Consider the following 25309-nt stretch of genomic DNA (forward strand, 5'->3'; position numbering starts at 1 on the left):
AATCCGTAAGCTGTTTTTTATTAAAGAGTTAGATTGAAAGGCTGGAAAAGCGTTTTTCGGGCATGGCACAGCGCTTGTATCTGGAAGGGCAGATGCGTCAATAAAAACTTCCGGCTCAGCGCCACCTGAAAAACCTTGTTCCGCTGACGCTTTTCCCAACCCTTCAACGCAACTTTAGCCATGAAAACCTCCTTGCTTTCGCTCGTTGCCGCCTTCGGCCTGTTTGCTTCCACCACTGCTTCGGCTGCGGCTCCGGCCGACCACAACGACCCGCGCCGTCTCTCGCCCATCGAACGGGCTCGCTACGAAAAAGCCCAGCGCGACAACGAGCGCCGCATGGCCCTGGAACGGGCCCGCTACGAAGAAGCCCAACGCAAGCAGCAGGCCCTGGAGCGCGCCCGCCTGGAAGCCCAGCGCCGCGAAGACCAGCGCAAAGCCGCCGAGCGCGCCCGTTGGGAAGCTCAACACCGCAACGACCGCCACGATGGACGCTACGGCCGCTAATCGGTTAGTCTTTTGAAACGGCAACGGCCCCGCATTTCAGATGAAATGCGGGGCCGTTGCTTGTTTGGGCTGGTGGACTATCCGGCTAGGGAAGGGGACGGCGCGAAACGTACACCACCGCGGGCCGGCCCTTGGTTGGATTGATGGCCAGGCCGGTGGTAGCATCGAAGCGGAGGCCGGAGGCGGCTACGTACAAGCGTTGCTGTCCGTCGAGGTAAAGATTTTTGAGGTAGTGCCGGGCCGGGAGGCGCAGGCTGGTTTCGGGGCCGCCGGCCGTGCGCAGCAAGTCGGAGGCCACCACCAGGCGGGAGGAGGAGTTGGCAATCGACTCGGTATTCTCCTGGGCGCGGTAGGTAATACCCGCCGCCGTTACCCGGCCATAGGGCTGGCTGAGCTTGTGGTAGCGCTCGTAGCCGCGCGGTAGGGGTGTGGTATAGGCCCAGGTTTTGCCAAAGTCGGTGGTGAACAACTCCGCATCGGTGGCCTCGGTTCTTTCGCCCTGGGGGGTAGAGCGATAGGAAGTAAGGGCAAAAAGGGTGTCGTTGCGCATCAGGAAGCCGTGCACTGCTTGTTTGAAATTGCGCGACTCCTGCCAGGTTCGGCCCCGGTCGGAGCTGGTAAACGCCTGTGCTTTGGTCGAGACCATAAGCGTCCGGTCGAGGTCACCCGTGATGGCATAGGCCTCATCACCGGAAAAAGCGGTTGGGATTTCTAGTTTTATCCAGTCCGGGTCTTCGGCCTCGAGGGGAAGTTCAGGGTCTTTTTTCTGGCAAGCGGCGGCGAGTAGGCCCACGCCAAACAGTAGAAAAGCATGTTTCATAGTGAAAAGGAAGCAAAGGTGTGAGCACGGTCAGCCGCAAGCCATCAAGTACGAGCTAAGGTAATTGCATCCATTGGTTAGTGCTTAAGAATCATGAAATTGAAGCTGTTCAGAAAGGCGCTGGCACAGTGTATTATGACCCCGCGCCTGCTTGGAGTGCGGGGCCAAACATGCAGCGCTGGAAGCACGCGCCCATTGCCAAGACGTATCGGCATTGAATGCTAGTGCTGCGTCAAAAACTGCTGTAGGTATGGTGCCGTGCGGCTTTTTGCTGCTTTGGCTACTTCCTGTGGCGGGCCGGCTACCACTACGCGTCCCCCGTCCTCACCCGCCCCGGGCCCAATGTCGATAACCCAATCGGAACCGGCCACCACGCGCATGTCGTGTTCCACCACGATGACGGTGTTGCCGGCTTCTACCAGGCCTTGGAGCTGAAGCATGAGCTTTTCGATGTCGGAGGGGTGGAGGCCGGTGGTAGGCTCGTCCAGGACGTAGAGCGTATTGCCGCGTCCGATGCGTTGTAGCTCGGTGGCGAGCTTGATGCGCTGGGCCTCGCCGCCGCTTAGCTCGGTAGCGGGCTGGCCGAGGCGCAGGTAGCCCAGCCCCACTTCGCGCAGCACCGTGAGGGCGCGGTAAATAAGCGGCTCCTCATCGAAAAAGGCCCAGGCGGCGTCCACGGTCAGGCCCAGCACTTCGGCAATGTTCTTGTCGCGGTAGGTCACTTCCAGGGTTTTGGCGTTGTAGCGGGCACCGTGGCAGACCGGGCAGGGCGCGTACACACTAGGCAGAAACAGCAGCTCCACCATCACAAAGCCCTCGCCCTGACAGTTTTCGCAACGGCCCTTGGCCACATTGAAGGAGAAGCGGCCGGCGTCGTAGCGGCGCTTTTTGGCTTCTGGCGTGGCCGCGAAGAGCTTGCGGACGTGGTCGAACAAACCTGTATACGTGGCCATGTTGGAGCGGGGGGTGCGGCCAATGGGCTTCTGGTCGACCCGGACGAGGCGCTTAATACCTTCCATGCCCGCCGTGATGTGGCCGCCGAGCGTGGCAGGGGCAGCCGGAGCCAGCGGGTCGGTTTCCTCTTCTTCGGGGCTGATTTCCTGGCCCAGCTGTTCGGCCACCAGCTCTACCAGTACCTGACTGATGAGGCTGGATTTGCCCGAGCCCGACACGCCCGTGACCGTCGTGAACACGCCCAGCGGAAACTCCACATCGAGGTTTTCCAGATTGTTGCGGGTCACGCCGGCTAGCCTCAGCCAGCCGGTGGGGGTGCGCGTCGGCTGGTCAGGCAGAGTGGGGGCGTCGAACAAGAACTGGCGCGTTTGGGAGGCGACCACAGCTTTCAGCCCTTCGGGTGGGCCACTGTAGAGGATTTCGCCGCCCTGGGTGCCGGCGGCCGGGCCCACGTCCACCAGCCAGTCGGCCCGGCGGATGACGTCCAAATCGTGCTCTACCACAAACAGCGAGTTGCCCGCACGTTGAAGTCCAGCCAAGGCGTTGAGCAGGGCCTCAGTATCGGCCGGGTGCAAGCCGGCGGAAGGCTCATCAAGCACATAGACTACGCCAAAAAGGTTGGAATACAGCTGCGTGGCCAGCCGCAGCCGTTGCAGCTCGCCCGGCGAAAGGGTGGGCGTGCCGCGCTCCAGCGACAAATAGCCCAGTCCTAAATCGAGTAAAACGGCGAGGCGGGCAGCCAGGTCTTCGGCAATGCGCCGGGCCACAATGGCCTGCTCCGGGTGCGCTGTGTGGCCGGCCGTTTTGCCCGCCGCGAAAGGCTGTAGCAGTGCCGCCAGCCGCTTGAGTGGCAGGCGCGACATCTCCGCGATATCCAGACCGGCAAACTTCACCGACAGCGACTCCACGCGCAGGCGCTTGCCGTGGCAGATGGGGCAGTCGGAGCCCAGCATGTACTGGGCTACGCGGCGCTTCATCAGCGCGCTTTGGGTGGTGGCGAAGGTGTGCAGCACGTACTTTTTCACTCCCGTGAAGGTGCCCATGTAGTTCGGTGGCTCGCGGCGCTTGATGGCCCGCTGGGTTTGCTCGGGCGAGTAGCCAGGGTACACGGGCAGCACCGGCTGCTCCTCGGTGAATAGAATCCAGTCCCGGTCTTTTTGGGGCAGGTCTTTCCACGGCGTGTCCACGTCGTAGCCCATGCTCACCAATATATCGCGCTGGTTCTGGCCGCCCCAGGCCTGCGGCCACGCCGCAATGGCCCGCTCCCGGATGGTGAGTGTGGGGTCGGGTACCATGCTGGCCTCGTTCACTTCATACACGCGGCCCAGGCCATGGCAGGTGGGGCAGGCGCCCTCGGCGGTATTAGGCGAAAAGGCTTCGGCGTAAATGATGCCCTGACCGGGCGGGTAGTCGCCGGCCCGCGAGTACAGCATGCGCAGCAAGTTCGATAGCGTCGTGACCGAGCCCACCGACGAGCGGGTGCTGGGTGCACCCCGCTGCTGCTGCAAGGCCACGGCCGGCGGCAAACCATCAATCGAAGTCACTTCTGGCACCGCCATCTGGTGAAATAGCCGCCGCGCATACGGCGACACCGACTCCAAGTAGCGCCGCTGGGCCTCGGCGTAGAGCGTGCCAAACGCCAGGCTCGACTTGCCCGAGCCAGACACACCGGTGAACACCACCAAGGCATCACGCGGAATATCAACGTCGACGTTTTTGAGGTTGTGCTCGCGGGCGCCGCGCACCCGCACGAAGCCGGAGAAGTCAGAGGAAGAGGATTTAGGCATGTATGAGTGGCGGAAAGGGTGGTGCCGTAGGGTAATCAATTACTCCTATCCTCCTCGTTCAGTTGTCGCAGGCTGGCCGAGTTCATGCAGTAGCGCAGGCCGCCGGGCTCCGGCCCGTCCGGAAATACGTGGCCGAGGTGGCCATCGCACACGTTGCATCGCGCCTCGATGCGCTGCATATTGAAGCTGGCATCGAATGCATAGTGGATGGCGTTGCGGGCCGCCGGCTGCCGGAAGCTGGGCCAGCCCGAAATGGCGTGGTACTTCTCCTCTGCCGCAAACAGCAGGCTGCCGCAACCGGCACAAACGTAGCGGCCCGGCTCGTAGGCGCGGCAGTAGGCGTTGCGGTAAGGCGGCTCGGTGGCCGCTTCGCGCAGCACGTGGTAGCGCTCGGGTGGCAGCAGTTGCGCCCATTCCGCTTCGGAATGCTCCACGCGCCGGGCGGGCTCGGGGTTGCCATATTTAGCGTAGATGAGAACGTCTTTCCAGCGCAGCATGGGTCTAAAATAATAGAATGGAATAGTTGAGGGGATGCCGGCAACGCCGATTTATAGACTACGGTTTTGGTAAGCGTTGGCTCTTGCCAGCGCCTCATGCCAGCCGCCTGCGCTACTTGTATGCCAGCCCACTTATGCACTGGGTTGGCAATCTGTAAAATCCTGCTTAACCTTGATATTGCAAATCCTTCTTTTCTGTGAAAGCATTTCTATTAACTGTGCTGCTGGCAGCTACCAGCTTGGCCGCTCGCGCCCAAAACTACTACCGAGCACCCAGGCGGCGACTGCGCCCTATCTTACCTTGGCGGTGGAGCAGGTGGTTGATGGCCGGGCTGGCCAGCCGCCCATCGGCGTGGTGTATCGGGGCTGGGGCGGCAAGTCGGCCGCTGTGGCTTTCCGGCAGGGGCTTGGCCCGGAGCTTACCGCGTTTGTGCACCTGCTGCTGCCCACCCGGCCCGCCGACCATACCGTGGTGCTGTGCGTGCGCTCCCTGCACATCGGCGAAACGCTGGGTGGAACCAAGGAGCAGGCATTTGCCGACATGACTGCCGATGTGTACGCCTCCCTTCCTGATGGCTATCACTTTGTGCAAAACGTAGGCGCCCACGCCAGTTCCTACGGCGTCGAAACCACCGGCCGCCATGTCGGCCACCTCGCCCAGATGCTGACCCAGTGCCTGGAGCAGATAGCGCCGGCCAGCTGGGACGCCGTGGCTCACCAACCGGCCCGCACCCTGGCCGAACTGCCAACCGATGTGCCCACGGGTGGGCGCCGCTTGCCCGCCATTCTGCGGGAAGCGCCCCGTCGGGGCCTGTACTACCGGCTAGAGCACTTTTTGGCCAATCAACCGGATACTATTGCGCCGTTTGTGGTCGACACCATTCGGCGGCGCTATGGCAGCCAGCTGGCTGCGGCCAAGTGGTCGGGCGTGGCCCGGGTGCGGCCGCTAGCTGGCACGGCGATGCAGCACGGCGGAGTGCCGCCCGACCTGTGGGGTTTTTCCGACGGGCACCAGGTATTTGTGCGCTATGCCAAGCAATTTTATCCGCTAATGCGTCAGGGAAATCTATTCACCTTCGTGGGCGAGGCCCCGCTGGACGCCGTGTATACGGCCGTTCAATCGCAGCGCCAGGCGAAGGCCGGCGTAATGGGCGGGGCCATCGGTGGGGCCATTGCGGGTGCCACATCTGGCGGCATGTCCGACCATACCGCCGAGCCCATGGCCTATGGCCTTGACCCACGCACTGGCGCCATTGAGCCCTACCCTGGCCTACATACCGCCCTGCGCCTCGATACTGCCTACGTGTATGTATACCAGATGCCGCCCCCTCAGCCGGCCCGCGCCGGTGGTGCTGGCCGCGTGGTAGTAGTGGCCGAAGGCCGCGAAGCCGGCGTGCTGAGCCCCGGGCAGTACCTGGAAATACCGTGGACGCGCTTCGGCAAGCCCCTGCGCATGTGCCTGACCGGCTTGCCGCTGGCCGAGCCCTGCCTGCTGGTGGTACCCAATACCAGCCAGCTCAACTACCTAAAGCTTGATGCCGCCAATACCCGTCAGCCCTGGCAGTGGATGCCTCCCAAACAAGGTGCCGCCGACCTGGACGAACTGGACAGGCTCAAAAAATAGCCTCTGGGTCAGCTACTTGTTGCAAGCAAGGCCACCACGGCCACGGGGTCTTCCACCTCGATAATGAGCTGCTGGTAGTCCTCGTCGCGCAAGTCAATAACGACGACCTGCTCCGGGTGAACTACGTCCACAAACGTGGGCTTCAGTCCGGGCTCGCCGTGCAGGTAAAACTTACCCGCCTTGATGAGCCACGGCACGGAGGTGCCCAGCGCCCGGAAGCCGCTTAGGTTTTTAGCTACTTCAGCATCGAGCCGTGCCCCGGAAATGTGGCTGCGCGGAATGGTGAGCGAGCTTTTGAACGCCCAGACCTTGTGCAGGCCCTGCACTGTAAATAGTACGTCGTCGCCGTGGAAAGAAACATCAACCATAAAGCCGAAAACTAAGCGAGGGAAGGAGTAGATGGCGCCGCCGAAGCGTGTGGCGGCGCAATAGCCTCAGCGACGCGCTGCCCGCGCATCAGCAGCAGGTACACGCCGCCCGACACCAGAAAGCCCACGAACCACGCGTAGTTGTACACCGCCACCAGCCCCAGCCACACGTTGGCCTTTTCTAATGCGCCAATGGCCACCAGAAAGCCCGGCACGTTGGGCAGCACCCCGATGATGAGTGCCCAGATGGCGGCTGTGTTCACGCCGTTGCGGTAGGCGTAGCGGCCGGTGTATTGGTAGAGTTCGGGTACGGCCAACTGCTGCTTGCGCAGGAGGTAGTAGTCCACAATCATGATGCCGCCGATGGGACCCAGCAGCCCCGAGTAGCCCACCAGCCAGGTGAAAATGTAGCCAGAGGGGTCGGCAATAAGCTTCCAGGGGAAGATGAGCACGCCAATGATGCCGGTAATATAGCCGCCGGTTTTGAAGCTGATGCGCTCGGGCGAGAAGTTGGCGAAGTCGTTGGCCGGGCTCACGATGTTGGCCGCGATGTTGGTGGCCAGCGTGCTCAGGGCCACGGCCAGCATGGCCGTACTCACCAGCAGCTTGCTGTCGAAGCGGCCAGCCAGTACCACCGGGTCCCAGATGGTTTTGCCGTAAATGACCAGCGTAGCCGACGTCACGACCACGCCCACGAAGGAAAACATGGTCATCGAAGCCGGCAGGGCCAGCGCCTGCCCCAGCTGCTGGGCCCGTTGGCTGGTGGCGTAGCGGGTGAAATCCGGAATATTCAGCGAGAGCGTGGCCCAGAAGCCCACCATGCCCGTGAGCGAGGGAAAGAAGAAGGCCCAGAACGCCGCGCTATCGGCAAACTTGCTCGGCTGCGACAAAATCGGCCCCAATCCGTGCCCCGCCGAAATGGCCCACAACAGCAGCGCCAGTGCCGCAAACGGTAGGAAAAACGCTTTGAATACCAGTAGCTTCCGAATACTCTCGACGCCGAGGTACACCACGTACATATTCAGTATCCAAAACAGCAGAAATACCAGTGCCGGCCCCGTAGCCAGGCCCCAGTTGGCCGGAAACACGGCTGGCAGCGTGGCCAGCGAGGGCACCCACAGCACTGCCATTTGATAAAGCGCGTAGCCCCCAATCCAGGTTTGGATGCCGAACCAGCCGCAGGCAATAATGGCTCGCAGCAGCGCCGGTACGTTGGCCCCGCGCACGCCAAAGCTGGCCCGGGCCAGTACCGGAAACGGGATGCCGTACTGCGCGCCGGCCCGGCCGTTGAGCAGCATGGGCACCAGCACAATGGTGTTGCCCAGGAAAATGGTGAGCAGTGCTTGCCACCAGTTCATGCCGCCCTCGATGAGCGAGCTGGCCAACATGTAAGTCGGGATGCACAGGCTCATGCTAATCCACAGGGCGGCGTAGTTGCCGGTGCCCCAGGTGCGCTCAGCGGGGGCCACGGGCGCCAAATCGGGACTGGTGAGACCAGGAGCGGCGAGGGTTTCGGACGCGGTGTTCATAGCAGTTGCGGTAAAAGATGACCCGGCCGAATATAAGAACGATTAGTGAGGAGCCGTTGCCGCCACGCGCTGACGCCGAGCAGCTTCGGCTTGGTAGAAGGCAGCCTCGTCGCGGTAGGCCTGCACGTTCCAGGTGGGGCGCTCGCGGGCAATGGTTTCCTGCGCGGCTTTGAGCCTTGCCCAGGTTTCGGTGGTGCCAATTGCGGCCGTCGAATCGGCCAGCATGTCGGCCTGGTACTTTTGCAGCTCTGCTTCCTGCGCAGCAATTTGCTCGCCGCCGGGTGTTTTTAGCTTGCCCGGCGGGGTGCGCTTTTGCGGGTAAGCCAGCCCCCGGTAAATGGCCGGCGTGATGTTCACATCCGTACCGAAGCCGCGTGGGTCGGCTTTCTCCACGTAATTGCGGGCCCCCGCGCTAGAGCGGCTGGCCACCGCGGCCGACGTACCCACCCGCACCCCAGTGGCAATAAGGTTGACGAGCTGAGCCTGGGCCGACCCGGCCATACCGAGGAGGAGCAATAGCGGTAGCAGTTGTTTCATAAAGGAAATTGGAATGGGAAAAGTGGCGTCAAGATACGCGGCGGGTGGGCTATGACCATCCCCGACGTCAGAAGTCCGAACTTTGGCCTGCTATCTGAAAATCAACCTTTATGAATAAGAGCCTGCTTCCTTACTGCTGCACCAAGCTGGTATTGCTCGGTTTGCTGGCCACCGCCTGCCAGCGGCAGCCAGTAGCCACGGCTGTAATGCCGCCTATCATCAAGGAAGTTGCTCCGGAACTGGCCGTTGAAAAAGGAGTGTCTGAGGCCCTGGCTGCGGCGCGGAAGCAGCTCATCAGCGGCGTAGCGTATGACTTGCGCCTGAACATTCCGGCGCAAAAAACTGCACCAATTGCGGTGACGGATTTGGTTTCGTTCACCCTGAAAGACAACCGTAGCCCGGTGCAGCTGGATTTTAAAGCCAGCGCTGACCACCTGCACAAGCTGTTAGTCAATGGCCAGCCCGTGGCCCTGGACCATCGCAACGAGCACCTCGTGCTGCCTGCCGCTGCGCTGAAAACCGGCCGCAATGTGGTCGAAATTGAGCTCACGGCTGGCGAACAGTCCCTTAATCGCAACGACGACTACCTCTACACGCTGCTGGTGCCCGACCGCGCCCGCACCGTCTTCCCAGTCTTCGACCAGCCCGATTTGAAGGCGACGTTTACATTGGCTCTTACGGTGCCGCTGGAGTGGCAGGCCGTGGCCAATGCACCGGTACGCGACTCCTCCATAACGCTCAACGGGCGGGTGCCCGGCATGAAAACCTACCGTTTCGCCACTTCGGATAGCATCAGTACCTACCTGTTTTCCTTCGCGGCAGGCAAATTTTCGCGGGTGAGCCGTACAACAAACGGCCGCCCAATGACCTTTCTGCACCGCGAAACCGACCCGGCCAAGCTGCGCCTAAGCCTCGACCCCATCTTCCAGTTGCATGCCGATGCGCTGGCTTTCATGGAGCAGTACACGGGCATCAAGTATCCGTTTCAGAAGTTCGATTTCACAGCCATTCCTGACTTTCAGTACGGCGGCATGGAGCATGTCGGGGCCATTGACTACAAGGCCGCGACGCTGTTTCTGGATGAGGGCGCGACCCAAGACCAGGTGCTGGCCCGCTCCAACCTGGTGTCGCACGAAACGGCCCACATGTGGTTCGGCGACCTCGTGACCATGCAGTGGTTCAACGACGTGTGGATGAAGGAGGTGTTTGCCAATTTCATGGCTGATAAAATCACCCAGGTATCGGTCAAAAACTCAAGCTACGACCTCAAATTCGTTATCGACCACTACCCCGCCGCCTACGGCATCGACCGCACCGCCGGGGCCAATCCCATCCGGCAGCCGCTGGCCAATTTGCAGGACGCGGGCTCGCTCTACGGCAACATCATTTACCATAAAGCTCCAATCATGATGCGCCAGCTGGAGCGCCTGATGGGGCCCGAAGCCTTCCAGGCCGGCTTGCAGGAATATCTTAAAACCTACGCCCACGGCAACGCCACTTGGCCCGACCTCATCACCATCTTGGACGCCCGCACCCCTGCCGACCTGCAGGCCTGGAACCAGGTATGGGTGAACCAGCCCGGTCGCCCCGTCTTCAGCTACCGCATCAGCGGGGGGCACGACCAGCGCTACGGCATCTATGTAACCCAAACCGCCGAGGATGGCTCCGACCGCCTGTGGCCGCAGGAGTTCGACGTGCTGGTAGAGTCGGCTAGTGGCGAAAAGCAGCAGGTAACGGTGAAAATGGATAGCCAGGAAAAGGGCGTTCGGATATCGTTTCTGCCCAAGCGCGTGGTGTTCAACGTCACCGGCATCGGCTATGGCGTGTTTCCAACCGCGCCGGAACTGCTCACCAGCACAACGAAGCTGAATGACCCGGTAGCCCGCGCCGCCACCTATGTCAACCTCTACGAAAACATGCTGAACGGGCAGCAAATCGCGCCGCTGGCTCTGCTCAATGCCTACCGCCAGGCCCTGAACCTGGAACCCGAAGAGTTGAACCTGAAGCTGCTGACGGGGCAGGCCAGCGCCATTTTCTGGCAGTTTTTGAGCCCCGCTCAGCGCCTCGCCGTGGGCCCCGCGCTGGAGCAGGACCTGTGGGCCGCGATGCAGAAAAACGCGGCCCCAAATTCCAAAAAGCTGCTCTTTAAAACCTATCAGGCGGTGGCCCTGACCAAGGCGGCGCAAAGCAGGCTGTATCAAATCTGGCAGACGGAAAAGGCCCTGGCCGGCGTGAAGCTGACCGAGGACGATTACACCGCGCTGGCCCTGGCGCTGGCTGTGCGCGACTACCCGGCGTCCGCGCCCATCCTGCCCGCCCAGCTCGCCCGCATCAAAAACCCCGACCGGCGCCAGCGCCTGCAATACCTCATGCCCGCCCTGGCTCCTGACGTGGCCACCCGCGACACTTTTTTCGCCTCATTGCACGACAAGGCCGGCCGCGCCAAAGAAGCCTGGGTGACGGCTGCCCTCGGCTACCTGCACCATCCGTTGCGCCAAGCTACTTCGGAAAAATACCTGCCCGCTAGCCTCGATTTGCTCCAGGAAATCCAGCTTACCGGCGATATTTTCTTTCCTTACTCCTGGCTGCAAGCCACGCTGGGCAGCTACCAGTCGCCCACGGCTGCCGCCACTGTGCGTGGCTTCCTGACCGCGCACCCGAACTATAACCCGCAGCTCCGCGCCAAGCTCTTACAAGCTAGCGACGACCTGTTTCGGGCCGAGAAGCTGGTGCGGTAGAGAAAAAGGGGCAGGGCTTACCCCTACAGCTCCTTCTCCAGCACCAGCAGCACCAGCGGCTGTCGCGGGATGCCGAAGCGTGGGTCCGTGGGGAAGGGCTCGGTGGCGCCGGTGCGGTGGTAGCCGCGCCGCTCGTAGTAGGCAATAAGCTCGGTTCGCACGGAAATAACGGTCATGCGGCTGAGGGTGCAGCCGTGCTGGCGGCCGTAGTCTTCCGCGGCTTGCAGCAAGAATTTGCCCACGCCCTGCGTTTGGCCGGCCGGGTTCACGGCCAGCATGGAGAGGTACACCAGTTCGCTCTTCACTTGCACATGGAAGCTGCCCAGCAACTCGCTGGCTTCGTTCAGGCAGAGCAGGATGGCGGCGCCGGGCCGGGCAAGCATTTCCAGCAGTCCTTCTTCGTCAATGCGCTGGCCGTCGAGCAGGTCGGCTTCGGTGGTCCAGCCCTGGCGGGCGGTATCGCCGCGGTAGGCAGCATTCACGAAGCGGGTAAGACGGGGGGCGTCGGCGGGCGTGGCAGTAGCGAGAATCATGGGGCGAAAGTAGCGTGGACTCTGCGAGTCCGCGCCGGAATGAACGACTCCTGCAAGGCCCAGACTCGCAGAGTCCATGCTACTTCTGCAGGTATCCCCCCAAATCCGACACGCTTACAATGCCCAACTCGTGTGCTTGCTGCCCGCGCATTAGCAGCGCATAAGTGTTATTGAAGCCCAGCGGAGCCAGCCATTCCAGCCCGAAGCGGCGGCGGAATTCCTGGCGCACGTATCCGAGCACTGCCGCTGGCCGCCCACCCAGCGAATCAACCACCGTCGGCTTTGGCTGCAGAAGCACCAGCAGGCCCGTGCCGGTGTATTCGGGGTACATATCAATCTCGCCGTGGCGCAACGCCTCGAAGCAGATGGTGGTGCCGCCCAGACCGGTTTTGGTTTGCACGGCCAGGTCGGTATTTCCTCGAATAAGATTGGCGTACAGCTCGGCCAGGATGTATTGCTCGGCGAAAATCTTGGAGCCCAGTCGCACCACCGGCGCGCCCGCCACGGCCGGGCGTGGGGCCTTCCATAGCCCGCGCCGCTTCAGAAACGCTTCAGCAATAGCTTTGGGGTCTTGATGCAGATAGTCGGCCTGGTAGTTCAGGTTGGTCATGACCGAGTCGGAAATCTGGTCATCGAGCTTGGCCAGTACGGGGGCCAGCTCCGGATGCTCGCGGAGCAGGGCAGGGCGCACCACGGGCACGGCAAAGTAGGGCGGGAAGGCGCGGCGGTCGTCGCGCAGCACGCGCAGGCCATAGGCCCGGATGCGGCCGTCGGTGCTGTAGCCGTCTATCACGTCGACGTGGGCGTTGCGGGCCGCCTCGTACACGAGGGTGGGCGCCAGCACCACGTTGGGCAGGTGCGTGAGGCCGTAGGCTTTGGTAAGGCCCGGCAGGCCATCGGCCCGGCCCACAAACTCCGGACTGAAGCCAGCCAGCAGCTTGCCGGTGGCGCGGGGAAGTAGGTACAGCCCGCCCAGCAGCGGGAGGGACACTAGCAGGGCCGCGCCCACCTGGCCTAATCGGCGGGTGCTCAGCTTTTGCACCCCGCCTAGCAGGGCATCAAACACCAGCGCCAGCCCGGCAGCAGGCAGCGCGCCGGCTAGTATCATTACCGGATTGTTGAGAGCGATGCCACCGAAAATGAACTCGCCCAGCCCGCCCGCCGCCACGTAGGCCGCCAGCGTAGCCACGCCCACGTTTATCACCGTGGCCGTGCGGATGCCGGCCATGAGCACCGGCAGGGCCAGCGGCAGTTCCACCTTGCGCAGCACCTGCCCATCCGTCAGGCCCAGGCCGCGGGCAGCTTCTACCACGGCCGGCGGCACGCCTCTGATTCCCTCGAACGTGTTGCGAATAATGGGCAGCAGCGAATACAGAAACAGCGCGAAAATGGCCGGCTGCCACCCAATGCCCAGCAGCGGAATCAACACGCCGAGCAGGGCGATACTGGGCACCGTCTGAAGCACGCCGGCCAGGCCCAGCACTGCTGGCGCCCAGCGCGGCCGGCGCGACAGCCAGATGCCCAGCGGTACGCCCAGCAACACGCCCAGCAACAGCGAGCCCGCCGTGAGGCCGATGTGTTGCAAAGTCTGCTCGCCAAGCTTGCCGGCCTGCTCATGCCAGAAAGTGAAGAGGGCGCTTAGCGTTTCCATGCGTACTCCTCTCGTTGCAAGGCCTCACCAAAAGCGGCCATGAGCTGGGGCACGCCGAAGGAAGCCAGTGGGGCATTCGGGCCAGTCAGTGTTTCCAAGGCCTGCTGTACGGTAGTAGCAGCGGTAAAATCAGCGGCAGATGATGTTTTTGACGTGACCTCTTGCTTACTTGCGCTCAAAATTGCCGGGCTGCCTGTTTGGTTATTTACTCTGACTTCAGGGTTATTTACTGCCGAACCTTCTGTATGTGCTGAGTTTGTTGTTGAGCTTGACAAAGGAAGGGTATTTTGTGCTGCCAAACTGGGGTTATGTACTTCCAGTAGGAGTTTATTTGCTTCTTCCTCCGCAAAAACATCACTTAGGGTAAGCGTACGCAGTTGCAAGGCCAGCCGTTCAGCTGTGAAAAAGCGCCGCACAAAACCATTAGCGGGCCGAAACAGGAGCTCGCGCGGTGTGCCCAATTGCTGAATCTGCCCGGCCTCGAGTAGCATAATGCGGTCGGCTAGCTCAAAGGCTTCGGTTACGTCGTGCGTCACCAGCACCACCGTCTTACGTTTCAATTCGTCCAGTTCCCGAAACTCGCGTCGGATGCTAGCCCTGGTAATAGGGTCGAGGGCTCCGAAGGGCTCGTCCATGAGGATGATGGGCGGGTCGGCGGCCAGGGCGCGGGCCAGGCCCACGCGCTGCTGCTGTCCGCCCGAAAGCTGCTGCGGCAGTTGCCCGGCGTAGCGCTCAGGCGGCAGGTGCAGGCGGGTGAGCAGCGCGGCGGTGCGCGCGGCAATGGCCGCCGGGGCGTGGCCCAGCAGCTTGGGCACCACGGCAATGTTTTCGGCCACGGTGTAGTGTGGCAGCAGCCCTACCTGCTGAATAACGTAGCCGATGCCGCGCCGCAGTTGGGCCGGTGGCTGCTGGCGCACATCGCACCCGTTGATTTCTACCGTGCCGCCGTCGGGCTCAATCAGGCGGTTGAGCAGCTTGAGCAGCGTGGTTTTGCCGCAGCCGCTGGGCCCAAGCAGCACCAGTGTTTCGCCGGCTGCCACGGCAAATGATACGTCGCGCACCACGGCCTGTGCGCCAAAGCTCTTGTGAAGGTTGGTAACTTGGATAACGGGCGGCGGGGCGTCGGGCATGCTGCAAAGTAGCGCGAACTTTTAGTTCGCGTCGCCGAACGACCACCGCTGTGACGGCGCGGGGGCTCGAACTAAAAGTTCGCGCTACTTTGCAGCATGAGATTATTCTGTCCCCTTAGCTTACTTGGCAACCTATTATTCGGCCTTACAGCCCAGGCCCAGGCACCGCTCACCGTCCCCAAGCCCGTGACGGCTGCCCTGGAGCAAGTCAAACCTGCCGATATCAAAGCCCACATTGCCTACCTGGCCGACGACCGCCTGCAGGGCCGCAAAGCCGGCACGCCCGGCTACCAAATGGCCGTCGACTACGTCACGCAGCAGCTGAAAATCCTGGGTGTGCAGCCGGCCGGCGAAGGCGGCACCTACATCCAGAAAGTGCGCCTGCGCCGCGCTTTTCTCAAGCCCGGCGCCACTTTCCAGGTGCGCGATGCGCAGGGCACCGCCTTGCCTCTTGCTGCCGGCCCCGACTATGTGCTTTACCCCAGCCCCGAGCTGCCCGCCACCAGTGTGAAGGATGCCCCGGTGGCCTTCGCCGGCTTCGGCATCAGTGCCCCCGAATTGGGCTATGACGACTACGCCGGCCTCGATGTGAAGGGGAAAGTGGTAATGATTGTACGCGGGTCTCCCCGCACGTTTGCCTCCACTGTGGCCTCGGCCAGCCAGGATTTGGCAGGGCTGCTGAAAGCGGCCATCAACCACGGCGCTGTAGGGCTGATACTGGCTTCGACGCACGCCACGCCACCGGCCAGCGTGAAAGCCGGTACCAACAGCGTGCTCGGGGCCAATGGCAAAGTAGCAGTGTCGCGCACCTTCGCTGTTGGTAGCCAGCAGCAATTCTACGCGTCTGTAAATTCGGCCGCGCTGCAGCGCTTCCTGCAAACATCGGCCTTGGATACCACAGCAGTTTTTGCATCCATTCGGGCTGGCAAACCGGCTTCGGCGGTGCTCAAAACTACCATCACGGCCCGCACCGAATCCACGTATCAGGACTTTGAGAGCTATAATGTGGTGGGCAAATTCACGGGCTCCGATGCTAAGCTGCGTGACGAATACGTGGTGCACTCCGCCCACCTCGACCACCTCGGCATCACTGCGCCAGTGAAAGGCGACTCAATCAACAACGGCGCCCACGATAATGCTTCGGGTGTGTCCTGCGTGCTCGAAATCGCCAAAGTCTACTCCAAGCTGAAGGAAAAGCCCAAGCGCTCGATGCTCTTCGTCTTCATGACCGGCGAAGAACTGGGCCTGCTGGGTTCATCAGCTTTTGCGGCCAATCCCACGGTGCCCAAGGCCAAAATCGTGGCCGATATCAACATGGACATGCCCACGCTCATTGCCCCGCTACTCTCGGTGGTAGCGCTGGGTGCCCCACATTCCACCCTCATCGAGCCCGTGAAAAAGGCCTGCGCCTACATGGCCATCGACCTTGAAAACGACCCCGAGCCCGAGCAAAATCGCTTCATCCGCAGCGACCAATACAGCTTCGTGACGGCCGGCATTCCGGCCCTGCACATCAAATACGGCAACAAAACCGCCGACGGCAAAAACAACCTCAGCGAAGACGTGCAGAAGTGGCGCGCCGTTACCTACCACAAGCCCCAGGACGATATCAACGGCCGCTTCGACTTCGAAGCCGGCCGCAAATACGTGCAGCTCTGCTTCCTCATCGGCTATCAGGTAGCGCAGGATGCGGCGCGTCCGACGTGGAATAAGGGCGACTTTTTCGGGGTGCGCTACGGCGGCCAGCAGTAACATAGGATAACACAGGTGTAGGATAAAGCCGCCCGTCATGCCGAGCGCAGCCGAGGCATGACGGGCGGCTTTCTATGGCCTTCTAATCTGTGTCCGCAAAGGACCCCATGGCCCCGCTCTCATAGTCAGCAATGGCCTGCACCAACTCCTTATTCGTGTTCATCACAAACGGCCCGTACGTCGCCAGGGGCTCTTCAATTGGCTCGCCGGCCAGGACCAGAATAATGCTGTCTTCGTTGGCCGTGATGCTTGCTTCGCTGGAGTTCCAACCCAGCACCACCAGTTGCTTGGTGGTGGCGGAGTAGTCGCCGTGAAGCCGCACGTCGCCCTTCACAATGTAGAGGCCCACGTTGTAGTCCTGCGGCAGCGTGAGGTTGAATTCGGTGCCTTTGGGCAGGTGCACGTCCAGCATGGTCATGGGCGAAAAGGTGCTGGCCGGCCCGGTCACACCCTCGTAAGTGCCCGCAATGACGCGGACGGTGCCCCGTCCGTCGGGCGTGGGCAGGGTTTTGATGTCGGCCGAAGGAATGTCCTGGTAGTTGGCCGGGGCCATTTTGTCCTTCTTCGGCATGTTCACCCACAGCTGCACCACTTCCAGCGTGCCGCCCCGGCGCGTGAACTCCTTCTCATACAGCTCCTCGTGGAGCAGGCCCGCGCCGGCCGTCATCCACTGCACGTCGCCGGGCCCAATGTTGCCCGCGTGGCCGGCCGTATCGCGGTGCGCCAGCACGCCACTGTACATGATGGTCACGGTCTCGAAGCCGCGGTGGGGGTGGGGCGGCGAGCCCAGCGGCTGCTCGCTTGGCGCAATGGTCATGGGCCCGATGTGGTCGATGAGCAGGAAGGGGCTGAGCTGCCGGATGCGTGGCCCCGGCATGGGGCTGGTCACTTGGAAGCCGTCGCCCACGGCTTTTCTGTTGCCGTCAATCACCTGGAAGATGCGGCGGAAGGTAGTAGCGTGGGTAGTTTCCATAAAAAGCAAAAAAGGCCGGTGCGAAAGCCCGCATCCAGCGGCGGTTTTATAAAAGCATTTGGGCGCAAAATAGTTATCTGCGTCAATGAGGTAAACGGGCTTTTAGACGGCGGGTTTTAGCCCGTCTATCGCAATCGGTTTCGGTAGTTTCTGATTAAAAAGTGTTATTTATCAATTGGTTGCAGGGGCGAGGTGGGCTCTATATTTACACGGCTTTCGAAATAGCTACCCATTCGATAGGTCCAGCTCAGTCCGGATTTGCCGGCTCTTGCATTCGCTTTCAACCCCAAAATTCCCCCATGTTGTTTTCGTCAAAAACCAAGTTGTCGGCCTCGGTTATGGCGGCCTCGCTGGCCCTGCTGGCCGCCTGCCAATCCACCGAAACCAAGCAGGAAACCACCGCCACCACGGCCCCGGCCGAAGCCCCCAAAGCCGATTCGGCTGGCGCCAAAAAGTACCTGTCGGAGCCCCTCATCAGCAACATCTACACCGCCGACCCGTCGGCCCACGTCTTCAACGGCAAGATTTACATCTACCCCTCGCACGACATCGAAACGGGGATGCCGGAGAATGACAAGGGCGACCACTTCGCCATGAACGACTACCACATTCTATCGATGGACAGCGTGGGCAGTAAAGTCACCGACCACGGTGTAGCCCTTTCGGTGAAGGACATTCCCTGGGCCGGCCGCCAGCTTTGGGCGCCCGATGCAGCTTTTAAAAGCGGTACCTACTACCTCTACTTCCCGGTGAAGGACAAGCAGGACGTATTCCGCATCGGCGTGGCTACCAGCACCTCGCCCAGCGGCCCGTTCAAAGCCGAAGCCACGCCCATTGCCGGCAGCTTTAGCATCGACCCGGCCGTGTTCCAGGATACCGATGGCAATGCCTACATGTACTTCGGCGGCCTCTGGGGTGGCCAGCTCCAGCGCTGGCAAAAAGGCACTTACGATGCCAATGCCGCCGAAAAAGAGCCTAGCACCGACGTACCCGCCCTCAGCGCCCGCATGGGCAAGCTCTCGGCCGATATGAAGCATTTCGACGGACCCGTGCAGGATGTCAAAATACTTGACGAAGCCGGCAAACCCCTGCTGGCCAGTGACACCAAGCGTCGCTTCTTCGAGGGCGGCTGGCTGCACAAGTACAACGGCAAGTACTACTTCTCCTACTCCACCGGCGACACCCACCTGCTAGTGTACGCCGTGGGCGACAACCCCACCGGCCCCTTCACCTACAAAGGCGTCATCATGCAGCCCGTGGAGGGCTGGACCACGCATCACTCCATCATTGAGGTGAAAGGCAAGTGGTACATCTTCTACCACGACACCCAGCTCTCCGGCAAAACCTGGCTGCGCAACATCAAAGTGACCGAGCTAAAGCGCAAAGCCGATGGTAGCATCGAGACGATAGTCCCGTAAACCTCACAAGTCGCCTACGGGGCCGGTTCCTCTCTAAAAGAGAGGGTGAGCCTGACAATTGGATTGAAAGCCTCGGCTCAATTTTGAACCGAGGCTTTTTTTCATAGACGGAACATGCCACGTCCACGCCGCTGTGGCTTCCCTCTCTTTTGGAGAGGGGCCGGGGGTGAGGTTTCACGAGCGAACAATACTTCCCGAAACTTTCCGCCGGCCTCATTGCTTTAAGCATGCGTATTTTTGCATCTTCATGCGGCCGCGCCGCTTTTTTATAACTCATTACGACAATGGCAGTTTATCCCGAATACATGGTAGCGCCCATCCGCCAGGACCTTACCGAAGTGGGCTTCGAGCAACTCATGACCCCCGACGAAGTAGAGTCGGCTCTCGCCTCCAACGAAGGCACCGTGCTGGTGGCCGTGAACTCGGTGTGCGGTTGCGCCGCCGCCAAGGCCCGTCCGGCCCTGAAAATGGCCCTCGCCAGCGCCGACAAAAAGCCCGGCAAACTGGTAACCGTTTTCGCCGGCATGGAAACCGACGCCGTGGCCAAGATGCGCGAGCACCTGCTTCCGTATCCTCCCTCGTCCCCTTGCATCGCCCTGTTCAAAGACGGCGAGCTGGTGCACATGATTGAGCGCTACCACATCGAAGGTTCCGACGCCATGCGCATCGTGAACAACCTGCAGGGCGCGTTCGAAGAGTACTGCTAATCACCAGTTCAGCACCTATAGCTGAGAATTACCAAGCTGAAAAAGCCGCTTCCATTGCAGGAGCGGCTTTTTTATGGCCTAAAAAATTATTTAGAATTATTCTAAATAATATTGCGTGAGTAAATCATCCGCGAATACCTTTGCCACTGTTTAGAATAATTCTAAATAAGCAAGCTCATGGCCTTCGCTCGTTTCTTCTGCATCTCGTCGCTGGCTGGGCTGGTGCTGCCGGCCTTGGCCCAGCAGCCCACCGACACCCTGCGGCGTCAGAAGTTGAGCGAAGTAGTGGTGACGGCCACGCGCACCGAGCGTAGCATTGCCGAAGTGCCCATCCCGGTGACGGTGGTGGGGGCGAAGCAAATCAAGGCCATGGGCTCGGTGCGGCTGAACGACGTGCTGGGCGAGCAAACTGGCCTGAGCATCGTGGCCGACCACGGCCGCGGCGTGCAAATGCAGGGCCTAAACCCCGAGTACACCCTGATACTGGTGGACGGCGAGCCGCTGATTGGCCGCACGGCGGGCACGCTGGAGCTGTCGCGGGTGGCCGTGGGCAATATCCAGCGGGTGGAAGTGGTGAAGGGCCCGGCCTCGGCTTTGTGGGGCTCGGAGGCGCTGGCCGGCGTGGTCAACATCATCACCCAAAAGCCCCAGGACGGCACCAGCGGCACCCTGCGCCTGCGCTACGGCAGCAACCGCACGGCCGACCTCAGCGCCAGCTTCAACACGCAGGGCGAGCGGCTGGGCCTGACTGCCTTCGTGGACCGCTACAGTTCGACTGGCTACACGCTGCTGCCGGAAAGCGGCACCGCTACCGTGCCACCCTTCTCAAACTACACGGCCCAAAGCCGGCTGACTTACAAGCTGGGCGAGCGTACCAAACTGAGCGTATCAGGCCGCTATTTCAGCGAAAGCCAGGCCAGCACCTACCCGGTGGCATCCGGCACCGGCACCGCCGATGTGCGCTACGAGAGCCGCCAGCAGGATTACAGCTTCAACCCGGTGCTGACGCACGGCACGGCCAACGGGCGGCTGTTTGCTACGGCTCGCTTCTACGTGGCTGGCTACCGCACCCGCGAGAATTACACCTATGTGGCCGATGGCGCACCCTACGACAATACCTATTTCAACCAGACGTTTCTGCGGCCCGAAGTGCAGCTGGACTGGCGGCTGGGTACCCGGCACACCCTGACCGGTGGTGCGGGCTACATCAATGAAAGTGTGGAGGCTACGCGCTACGATGCGGCCCGGCACATGCAGTCGTACTATGGCTTCGTGCAGGACGACTGGACGCCGCTGCCGGGCCTGAATATCGTGGCCGGGGCGCGCTACGATGGGCACAACCAATACCAGGGGCAACTGAGCCCGAAGGTATCGGCGCGCTACCAGGTGCGGCCCTGGCTGGCGGTGCGCGGCTCGGCGGGGAGGGGCTACCGGGCGCCAGATTTCCGCCAGCTCTACCTCAATTTCTCCAATCCGGTGGTGGGCTACAGCGTGTTTGGCACCCACGAGGTGCGCGAGCGGCTGGCGGCACTGGCGGCAGCGGGCCAGCTTTCACTGGACCCCGCCACCGGCCAGCCGCTTATCAACACCACGCTGCTGGACCGGGCCAGCAGCCTGCGGCCCGAAAGCTCGGTGGCCTACAACGCCGGCTTGCAGCTCGACCCCACCGAGAAGCTGAGCATCACGGCCAGCTACTTCCGCAACACCCTGCGCGACCTGATTGACACCACGCCCATCGCCCAGAAAACCAACGGTCAGTCGGTATTCACCTATTACAACGTGAGCCAGGCCTACACCCAGGGCGTGGAAGCCGAGGTCGGCTACCAGCTCCTGCGCGGCCTGCGCCTGAGCGGCGGCTACCAATTCCTGCTGGCCAAAGACCAGACCGTGGAAGCCCAGCTAGCCGCCGGCAGCATCTACCGCCGCGACCCGGCCACGCTGATGACCGAGCGCGTGAAGGCGGCCGACTACGGCGGTCTCTTCAACCGCTCGAAGCACTCGGGCAATGTGAAGCTCTTCTATGAAAGTCCGGCAAAAGGCCTCACAGCCAGCCTGCGCGGCATCTACCGCGGGCGCTACGGCTTTCAGGATGTGAACGGCAACGCCATTCTGGACACCGACGCTGAGTATGTGCGCGGCTACACCCTCTGGAACGTGGCCGCCAGCAAAACCTGGCAGCAGCGCTACACCCTGCAGGCCGGCATCGACAACGTGCTGGGCTACACCGACGCGGCCTACATCAGCACGCTGCCCGGCCGCCTCTTCTACGCCAGCGTGGAGCTACGCCTGGCCAAGAAATAACCAGTCTTTTCTACAAATAAAATTCAACCAACACCCTCCCTTTTACTTAGTTACCCTTATGAAAACGGCCACCTCTTTTGCCCTGTTAGCCCTCACTATCGGCTTCAGCTCTTGCTCCGATGATAAAGAAGAAACCTTAATAAAGCCGTCTCTGGAAGCCACCACTGTGAGCAACCTGGCCGCCGGCGTAACCACCACCAACGGCGGTGGCGGCCAGCCTACTTCGGCTACCAAGTACACGTTCTACAGCCTCGCCAACAACGCCCAGGTAGCTACCGCCGACTCCAACACCACTAAGTGGGATGTAGGCTTCAAAGGCACGACACTCATCATCAACGGCGGCAACAGCGGCCCCGGCCAGGGCGGAGCCTTGGTGCAGACGGGTCTGTTCACGGACATCGCATCGGCTCCTGAAACGGGCTATGCGGTAGATGCCGCCGCGGGCAAAGCCATTCCGACTGGTTCGGGCAACGGCTGGTACAATTACGACGGCGCTACCAACATCGTGACGCCCATCGCGGGCAAGGTCATCTTGGTGCGCACAGCCACGGGTAAATACGCCAAGCTGGAAATCGTGAGCTACTACCAAAATGCGCCTGCCACCCCCACAGCTACCAGCGTGAGCCGCTACTACACTTTCCGCTACCTGTACCAGCCGGACGGCTCGCGCAATCTGAAGTAAACCAAGCGCCGCCGACAGGCCGTCATGCCGAGCGGAGCCGAGGCATCTCGCGTGCTCCAGTAAATACTGTTTCGGCGAGCGAATTACTACCACAAGCGAGATGCCTTGGCTCCACTCATCGTGACGGCTTGCCAAGTTTTACCGGCCTGATTAATACCCCCTTTGTCTTTCTGAGTTATGAAAAATCCCTTGTTAAAATTCTGCCTGCTATTGCTCGGCGCGTTGCTGAGCATGGGCCTGGCATCGGCTGCACCCGCGCCGCGCATTGTGTCGTTGAGCGGTACCACCAGCGAAATCATCTGTGCGCTGGGCAGGCAGGCCCAATTGGTGGGTGTGGACGTAACCAGCACCTATCCCGATGCGCTGGAAAAGCTGCCCAAAGTGGGCCACTCACGTAACATCTCGGCCGAAGGCGTGCTGGCGCTGACGCCTACGCTGGTCATTGGTACCACTGAGTCGCTGAAGCCGGAAGTAGCGGCGCAGCTGAAATTGGCTGGCGTAACGGTGCAACTGTTCAAGCAAGACTACTCGGTGGCCGGCACCAAGCAACTGGTGAAAGAAGTGGCCGCCGCTTTCGGTGCCTCAGCCCAGGTACCGGCGGTGCTCAAGAAGCTTGACGCCGATTTAGCCCAAGCCAAAAAGCCAGCCAAAGCGCCGAAAGTCCTCTTTATCTACGCCCGGGGCACGGGCACGATGATGGTGGCCGGCACCGGCACCCAGGCCGCGAAAGTTATTCAGCTAGCCGGGGGCCAAAATGCCGTCACCGATTTCGCCGATTTCAAGCCCCTCACCGCCGAAGCCCTGGTGGCCGCCAATCCCGACGTGCTCCTGCTCTTCGATAGCGGCCTGGCTAGCCTGGGTGGCGTGGCCGGCCTCCAGAAAATCCCCGGCATCGCCCAAACTACCGCCGGCAAAACCGGCCGTGTAGTGGAAATGGACGGCCAGCTGCTCACTGGTTTCGGCCCGCGCCTGGGCCTGGCCGTGACGGAACTGGGCCAGAAGCTGAAGTAGGGAGATGGCGCGGGGCTGAGCCCCGTGACCCCCTATTAGCGAGCCGCTGGTTCGCAACGCCAGGACAATCACGCCAGGGTAATAATGCTCAAAGAATGCAGGCCGGAGGCCTGCTAATAATTGGCACGGGGCTCAGCCCCGCGCCATCCTATATCTAAATCAGGAAATGCCCGCTACCATCACTCAACCTATTATCACTCCAGTAGCCCTGCCGCTGCCCAAGCCCACGCGCCGGCCGCAACTGGTGCTGTTGGCATTAGCGGTGGGGCTGGTAGCGGCCGTGCTACTGGGGGTGGGGGTAGGCGCGGTGAGCATTCCGGCGCCGGCGGTTCTGAGCATTTTGTTCAGCAAAATTGGCTTGAGCACGGGGTTGATGTTTGAGCCGCAGCAGGAGGGCGTATTGCTGGCTATTCGGCTGCCGCGGGTGGTGCTGGGGCTACTGGTGGGGGCGGCATTGGGCCTGTCGGGCGCGGCCATGCAGGGGCTGTTCCGCAACCCATTGGCCGACCCTTCGCTCCTCGGGATTTCCTCGGGGGCGTCGCTAGCGGCGGTGGCCACCATTGTGCTGGAAGTGAAAATTCTGGCTGCTTTTCCAGGGCTGGCTGGGGCGGCGGGAACGCTGGGCCCCTACGTGTTGCCGCTGGCGGCTTTCGTGGGAGCCAGCCTCACCACGCTGTTTGTGTATCGGGTGTCGCGGGTAGGCGGACGGGTGGCGGTGGCAACGATGCTGTTGGTCGGAGTGGCCACCAATGGCTTGTCGGGCGCTTTCACCGGCCTGTTCACCTACGCCGCTACCGATGAGCAGCTGCGCAGCATCACCTTCTGGGGGCTGGGCAGCCTGGGCGGGGCTTCGTGGGCGACGGTGGGCACGCTGCTGCCGTTTCTGGCGGTGCCGCTGCTGTGGCTGCCGCGCCTGGGCAAGCCGCTCAACTTGCTGGCTCTCGGCGAAGACCAGGCGGCCCACCTGGGTTTGCCAGTAGCCAAGCTGAAGTGGCAGCTCGTGACGCTGGCCACATTGGCCGTGGGCGCTTCGGTGGCCATGGTAGGCACCATTGGCTTCCTCGGGTTTCTGGTGCCGCATCTGTTGCGCACCATCGGCGGGCCCGACCACCGGTTTGTGCTGCCAGCCGCCGCGCTGGGCGGCGCCCTGATACTGGTGCTGGCCGATACGCTTTCGCGCACCGTGGTGGCGCCAGCCGAACTGCCCATCGGCATCCTCACCGCGCTGCTGGGCGCGCCGGTGTTTCTCTGGATGGTGCTGCGCGAGCAGCGCAAACTGAGCCGCTGAACCACTACTATTTCTCAATCCCGCTGATTTTTCTGCTGACAGATTCTAATGCTTCCGCCTTCCATCATCGCCATTGTTCCGCAGCTACCCAGCACTTGCCTGGAAGCCACTAGTCGGTTTTACCGGCAGAAGCTGGGTTTTCGGGAGGTGGGGCGATACCCCGACTTGCTGATTTTGAAACTGCAGGAACAGGAGCTGCAATTCTGGCGCACAACCGACGCGACTTTGGCCGAGACATCTGCCTGTTATGTGCGAGTGCGGGACATTACGGCCCTTTACAAAGCCTACACAGCTGTGCCAGACCTGCTCCGGCCCGAACACGCACTGACAGTACGAGCCTGGGGCATGAACGAATTCTACGTGCTGGACCCCGATGGTAACCTGCTAAAATTTGGCGAGCCCGTGGCATGGGAACCCGATGCGGGTCCGCTACCGGAGATGCCGGCTTTCACTTGAGTACGCGGCTGGTCCTGCTAAGCGCGCTATTGTTAAGTATTCCCCACCC

21 protein-coding genes are annotated in these 25309 nt (G+C 61.6%); 11 read left to right on the plus strand and 10 right to left on the minus strand.

Annotated features, from left to right (window positions below; all coding sequences use genetic code 11):
- Positions 1-180: 180 nt before the first annotated feature.
- Positions 181-504 carry a hypothetical protein gene (locus J4E00_RS14595; protein WP_208175915.1) on the plus strand — a complete coding sequence of 108 codons (324 nt, stop codon included), beginning with the start codon at positions 181-183 and terminating at the stop codon, positions 502-504.
- A gap of 85 nt (positions 505-589) precedes the next feature.
- Here the strand turns inward: J4E00_RS14595 and J4E00_RS14600 are convergent, their stop codons facing one another.
- From J4E00_RS14600 to msrB, 3 genes are all read right to left on the minus strand, one after another.
- Positions 590-1324: a hypothetical protein gene (locus J4E00_RS14600; RefSeq protein ID WP_208175916.1), complete on the minus strand. Its 735-nt coding sequence runs from the start codon at positions 1322-1324 to the stop codon at positions 590-592.
- A gap of 221 nt (positions 1325-1545) precedes the next feature.
- Entirely contained in the window at positions 1546-4065 is a 2520-nt protein-coding gene (gene uvrA, locus J4E00_RS14605) for an excinuclease ABC subunit UvrA (RefSeq protein ID WP_208175917.1), read from the minus strand.
- 35 nt (positions 4066-4100) lie between these two features.
- Positions 4101-4562, minus strand: coding sequence for a peptide-methionine (R)-S-oxide reductase MsrB (msrB, locus tag J4E00_RS14610; RefSeq protein WP_208175918.1), 462 nt, complete (start codon positions 4560-4562; stop codon positions 4101-4103).
- A gap of 178 nt (positions 4563-4740) precedes the next feature.
- Between msrB and J4E00_RS14615 the strand changes: the two genes are divergently transcribed.
- On the plus strand, positions 4741-6186 hold the full coding sequence (locus J4E00_RS14615; RefSeq protein ID WP_208175919.1) for a hypothetical protein: 1446 nt from the start codon (positions 4741-4743) through the stop codon (positions 6184-6186).
- A gap of 8 nt (positions 6187-6194) precedes the next feature.
- Here the strand turns inward: J4E00_RS14615 and J4E00_RS14620 are convergent, their stop codons facing one another.
- From J4E00_RS14620 to J4E00_RS14630, 3 genes are read right to left on the minus strand one after another with little or no spacing between them, the layout of a single operon-like run.
- The gene (locus J4E00_RS14620; protein WP_208175920.1) at positions 6195-6554 is read right to left on the minus strand and encodes a hypothetical protein; all 360 of its coding nucleotides are present in this window, start codon (positions 6552-6554) and stop codon (positions 6195-6197) included.
- Positions 6555-6565: 11 nt separating this feature from the next.
- Positions 6566-8083 (minus strand): NCS1 family nucleobase:cation symporter-1, encoded by a 1518-nt coding sequence (locus J4E00_RS14625; protein ID WP_208175921.1) that lies wholly within the window; start codon positions 8081-8083, stop codon positions 6566-6568.
- Positions 8084-8125: 42 nt separating this feature from the next.
- Positions 8126-8620 carry a hypothetical protein gene (locus J4E00_RS14630; RefSeq protein WP_208175922.1) on the minus strand — a complete coding sequence of 165 codons (495 nt, stop codon included), beginning with the start codon at positions 8618-8620 and terminating at the stop codon, positions 8126-8128.
- A gap of 110 nt (positions 8621-8730) precedes the next feature.
- On the opposite strand from J4E00_RS14630, the gene J4E00_RS14635 reads away from it, so the two are divergent.
- On the plus strand, positions 8731-11358 hold the full coding sequence (locus J4E00_RS14635; RefSeq protein ID WP_236049799.1) for a M1 family metallopeptidase: 2628 nt from the start codon (positions 8731-8733) through the stop codon (positions 11356-11358).
- Positions 11359-11381: 23 nt separating this feature from the next.
- Here the strand turns inward: J4E00_RS14635 and J4E00_RS14640 are convergent, their stop codons facing one another.
- From J4E00_RS14640 to J4E00_RS14650, 3 genes are all read right to left on the minus strand, one after another.
- Positions 11382-11891, minus strand: a complete 510-nt coding sequence (locus J4E00_RS14640) for a GNAT family N-acetyltransferase (RefSeq protein ID WP_208175923.1) — start codon at positions 11889-11891, stop codon at positions 11382-11384.
- Between the two features lie 79 nt (positions 11892-11970).
- Positions 11971-13542 carry an ABC transporter permease/substrate-binding protein gene (locus J4E00_RS14645; RefSeq protein WP_208175924.1) on the minus strand — a complete coding sequence of 524 codons (1572 nt, stop codon included), beginning with the start codon at positions 13540-13542 and terminating at the stop codon, positions 11971-11973.
- A complete protein-coding gene (locus tag J4E00_RS14650) occupies positions 13530-14672 on the minus strand; it encodes an ABC transporter ATP-binding protein (protein WP_208175925.1) in 1143 nt (380 codons plus the stop codon). The genes J4E00_RS14645 and J4E00_RS14650 overlap by 13 nt, the downstream gene beginning before the upstream one ends.
- Positions 14673-14768: 96 nt before the next feature.
- Between J4E00_RS14650 and J4E00_RS14655 the strand changes: the two genes are divergently transcribed.
- Positions 14769-16424: a M28 family peptidase gene (locus J4E00_RS14655; RefSeq protein ID WP_208175926.1), complete on the plus strand. Its 1656-nt coding sequence runs from the start codon at positions 14769-14771 to the stop codon at positions 16422-16424.
- An 82-nt stretch (positions 16425-16506) separates the two neighbouring features.
- On the opposite strand, the gene J4E00_RS14660 is transcribed toward J4E00_RS14655, so the two are convergent.
- On the minus strand, positions 16507-17397 hold the full coding sequence (locus J4E00_RS14660) for a pirin family protein (RefSeq protein WP_208175927.1): 891 nt from the start codon (positions 17395-17397) through the stop codon (positions 16507-16509).
- A gap of 299 nt (positions 17398-17696) precedes the next feature.
- Here J4E00_RS14660 and J4E00_RS14665 point away from each other — a divergent pair, with 299 nt between their 5' ends.
- From J4E00_RS14665 to J4E00_RS14695, 7 genes are all read left to right on the plus strand, one after another.
- Positions 17697-18815 (plus strand): glycoside hydrolase family 43 protein, encoded by a 1119-nt coding sequence (locus J4E00_RS14665; protein WP_236049801.1) that lies wholly within the window; start codon positions 17697-17699, stop codon positions 18813-18815.
- A 284-nt stretch (positions 18816-19099) separates the two neighbouring features.
- Positions 19100-19522 (plus strand): BrxA/BrxB family bacilliredoxin, encoded by a 423-nt coding sequence (locus tag J4E00_RS14670; RefSeq protein WP_208175928.1) that lies wholly within the window; start codon positions 19100-19102, stop codon positions 19520-19522.
- Positions 19523-19699: 177 nt separating this feature from the next.
- Positions 19700-21823 carry a TonB-dependent receptor plug domain-containing protein gene (locus J4E00_RS14675; protein WP_208175929.1) on the plus strand — a complete coding sequence of 708 codons (2124 nt, stop codon included), beginning with the start codon at positions 19700-19702 and terminating at the stop codon, positions 21821-21823.
- A gap of 58 nt (positions 21824-21881) precedes the next feature.
- Positions 21882-22505, plus strand: coding sequence for an HmuY family protein (locus J4E00_RS14680; protein ID WP_208175930.1), 624 nt, complete (start codon positions 21882-21884; stop codon positions 22503-22505).
- A gap of 177 nt (positions 22506-22682) precedes the next feature.
- Positions 22683-23516 (plus strand): hemin ABC transporter substrate-binding protein, encoded by an 834-nt coding sequence (locus J4E00_RS14685; RefSeq protein WP_208175931.1) that lies wholly within the window; start codon positions 22683-22685, stop codon positions 23514-23516.
- 166 nt (positions 23517-23682) lie between these two features.
- Positions 23683-24804 (plus strand): FecCD family ABC transporter permease, encoded by a 1122-nt coding sequence (locus tag J4E00_RS14690; protein WP_208175932.1) that lies wholly within the window; start codon positions 23683-23685, stop codon positions 24802-24804.
- A 48-nt stretch (positions 24805-24852) separates the two neighbouring features.
- Entirely contained in the window at positions 24853-25260 is a 408-nt protein-coding gene (locus tag J4E00_RS14695) for a hypothetical protein (protein ID WP_208175933.1), read from the plus strand.
- The last annotated feature ends 49 nt before the right edge of the window (positions 25261-25309 follow it).

Source organism: Hymenobacter negativus, assembly GCF_017571495.1.
GTDB classification, from domain to species: Bacteria; Bacteroidota; Bacteroidia; order Cytophagales; family Hymenobacteraceae; genus Hymenobacter; species Hymenobacter negativus.

What these genes read in the sequence shown, in the direction of transcription:
- J4E00_RS14595 (WP_208175915.1), top strand. Translation starts at nt 181, where the DNA reads ATGAAAACCTCCTTGCTTTCGCTCGTTGCCGCCTTCGGCCTGTTTGCT.
- J4E00_RS14600 (WP_208175916.1), bottom strand. Translation starts at nt 1,324, where the DNA reads ATGAAACATGCTTTTCTACTGTTTGGCGTGGGCCTACTCGCCGCCGCT.
- uvrA (WP_208175917.1), bottom strand. Translation starts at nt 4,065, where the DNA reads ATGCCTAAATCCTCTTCCTCTGACTTCTCCGGCTTCGTGCGGGTGCGC.
- msrB (WP_208175918.1), bottom strand. Translation starts at nt 4,562, where the DNA reads ATGCTGCGCTGGAAAGACGTTCTCATCTACGCTAAATATGGCAACCCC.
- J4E00_RS14620 (WP_208175920.1), bottom strand. Translation starts at nt 6,554, where the DNA reads ATGGTTGATGTTTCTTTCCACGGCGACGACGTACTATTTACAGTGCAG.
- J4E00_RS14625 (WP_208175921.1), bottom strand. Translation starts at nt 8,083, where the DNA reads ATGAACACCGCGTCCGAAACCCTCGCCGCTCCTGGTCTCACCAGTCCC.
- J4E00_RS14630 (WP_208175922.1), bottom strand. Translation starts at nt 8,620, where the DNA reads ATGAAACAACTGCTACCGCTATTGCTCCTCCTCGGTATGGCCGGGTCG.
- J4E00_RS14635 (WP_236049799.1), top strand. Translation starts at nt 8,731, where the DNA reads ATGAATAAGAGCCTGCTTCCTTACTGCTGCACCAAGCTGGTATTGCTC.
- J4E00_RS14640 (WP_208175923.1), bottom strand. Translation starts at nt 11,891, where the DNA reads ATGATTCTCGCTACTGCCACGCCCGCCGACGCCCCCCGTCTTACCCGC.
- J4E00_RS14645 (WP_208175924.1), bottom strand. Translation starts at nt 13,542, where the DNA reads ATGGAAACGCTAAGCGCCCTCTTCACTTTCTGGCATGAGCAGGCCGGC.
- J4E00_RS14650 (WP_208175925.1), bottom strand. Translation starts at nt 14,672, where the DNA reads ATGCCCGACGCCCCGCCGCCCGTTATCCAAGTTACCAACCTTCACAAG.
- J4E00_RS14655 (WP_208175926.1), top strand. Translation starts at nt 14,769, where the DNA reads ATGAGATTATTCTGTCCCCTTAGCTTACTTGGCAACCTATTATTCGGC.
- J4E00_RS14660 (WP_208175927.1), bottom strand. Translation starts at nt 17,397, where the DNA reads ATGGAAACTACCCACGCTACTACCTTCCGCCGCATCTTCCAGGTGATT.
- J4E00_RS14665 (WP_236049801.1), top strand. Translation starts at nt 17,697, where the DNA reads ATGTTGTTTTCGTCAAAAACCAAGTTGTCGGCCTCGGTTATGGCGGCC.
- J4E00_RS14670 (WP_208175928.1), top strand. Translation starts at nt 19,100, where the DNA reads ATGGCAGTTTATCCCGAATACATGGTAGCGCCCATCCGCCAGGACCTT.
- J4E00_RS14675 (WP_208175929.1), top strand. Translation starts at nt 19,700, where the DNA reads ATGGCCTTCGCTCGTTTCTTCTGCATCTCGTCGCTGGCTGGGCTGGTG.
- J4E00_RS14680 (WP_208175930.1), top strand. Translation starts at nt 21,882, where the DNA reads ATGAAAACGGCCACCTCTTTTGCCCTGTTAGCCCTCACTATCGGCTTC.
- J4E00_RS14685 (WP_208175931.1), top strand. Translation starts at nt 22,683, where the DNA reads ATGAAAAATCCCTTGTTAAAATTCTGCCTGCTATTGCTCGGCGCGTTG.
- J4E00_RS14690 (WP_208175932.1), top strand. Translation starts at nt 23,683, where the DNA reads ATGCCCGCTACCATCACTCAACCTATTATCACTCCAGTAGCCCTGCCG.
- J4E00_RS14695 (WP_208175933.1), top strand. Translation starts at nt 24,853, where the DNA reads ATGCTTCCGCCTTCCATCATCGCCATTGTTCCGCAGCTACCCAGCACT.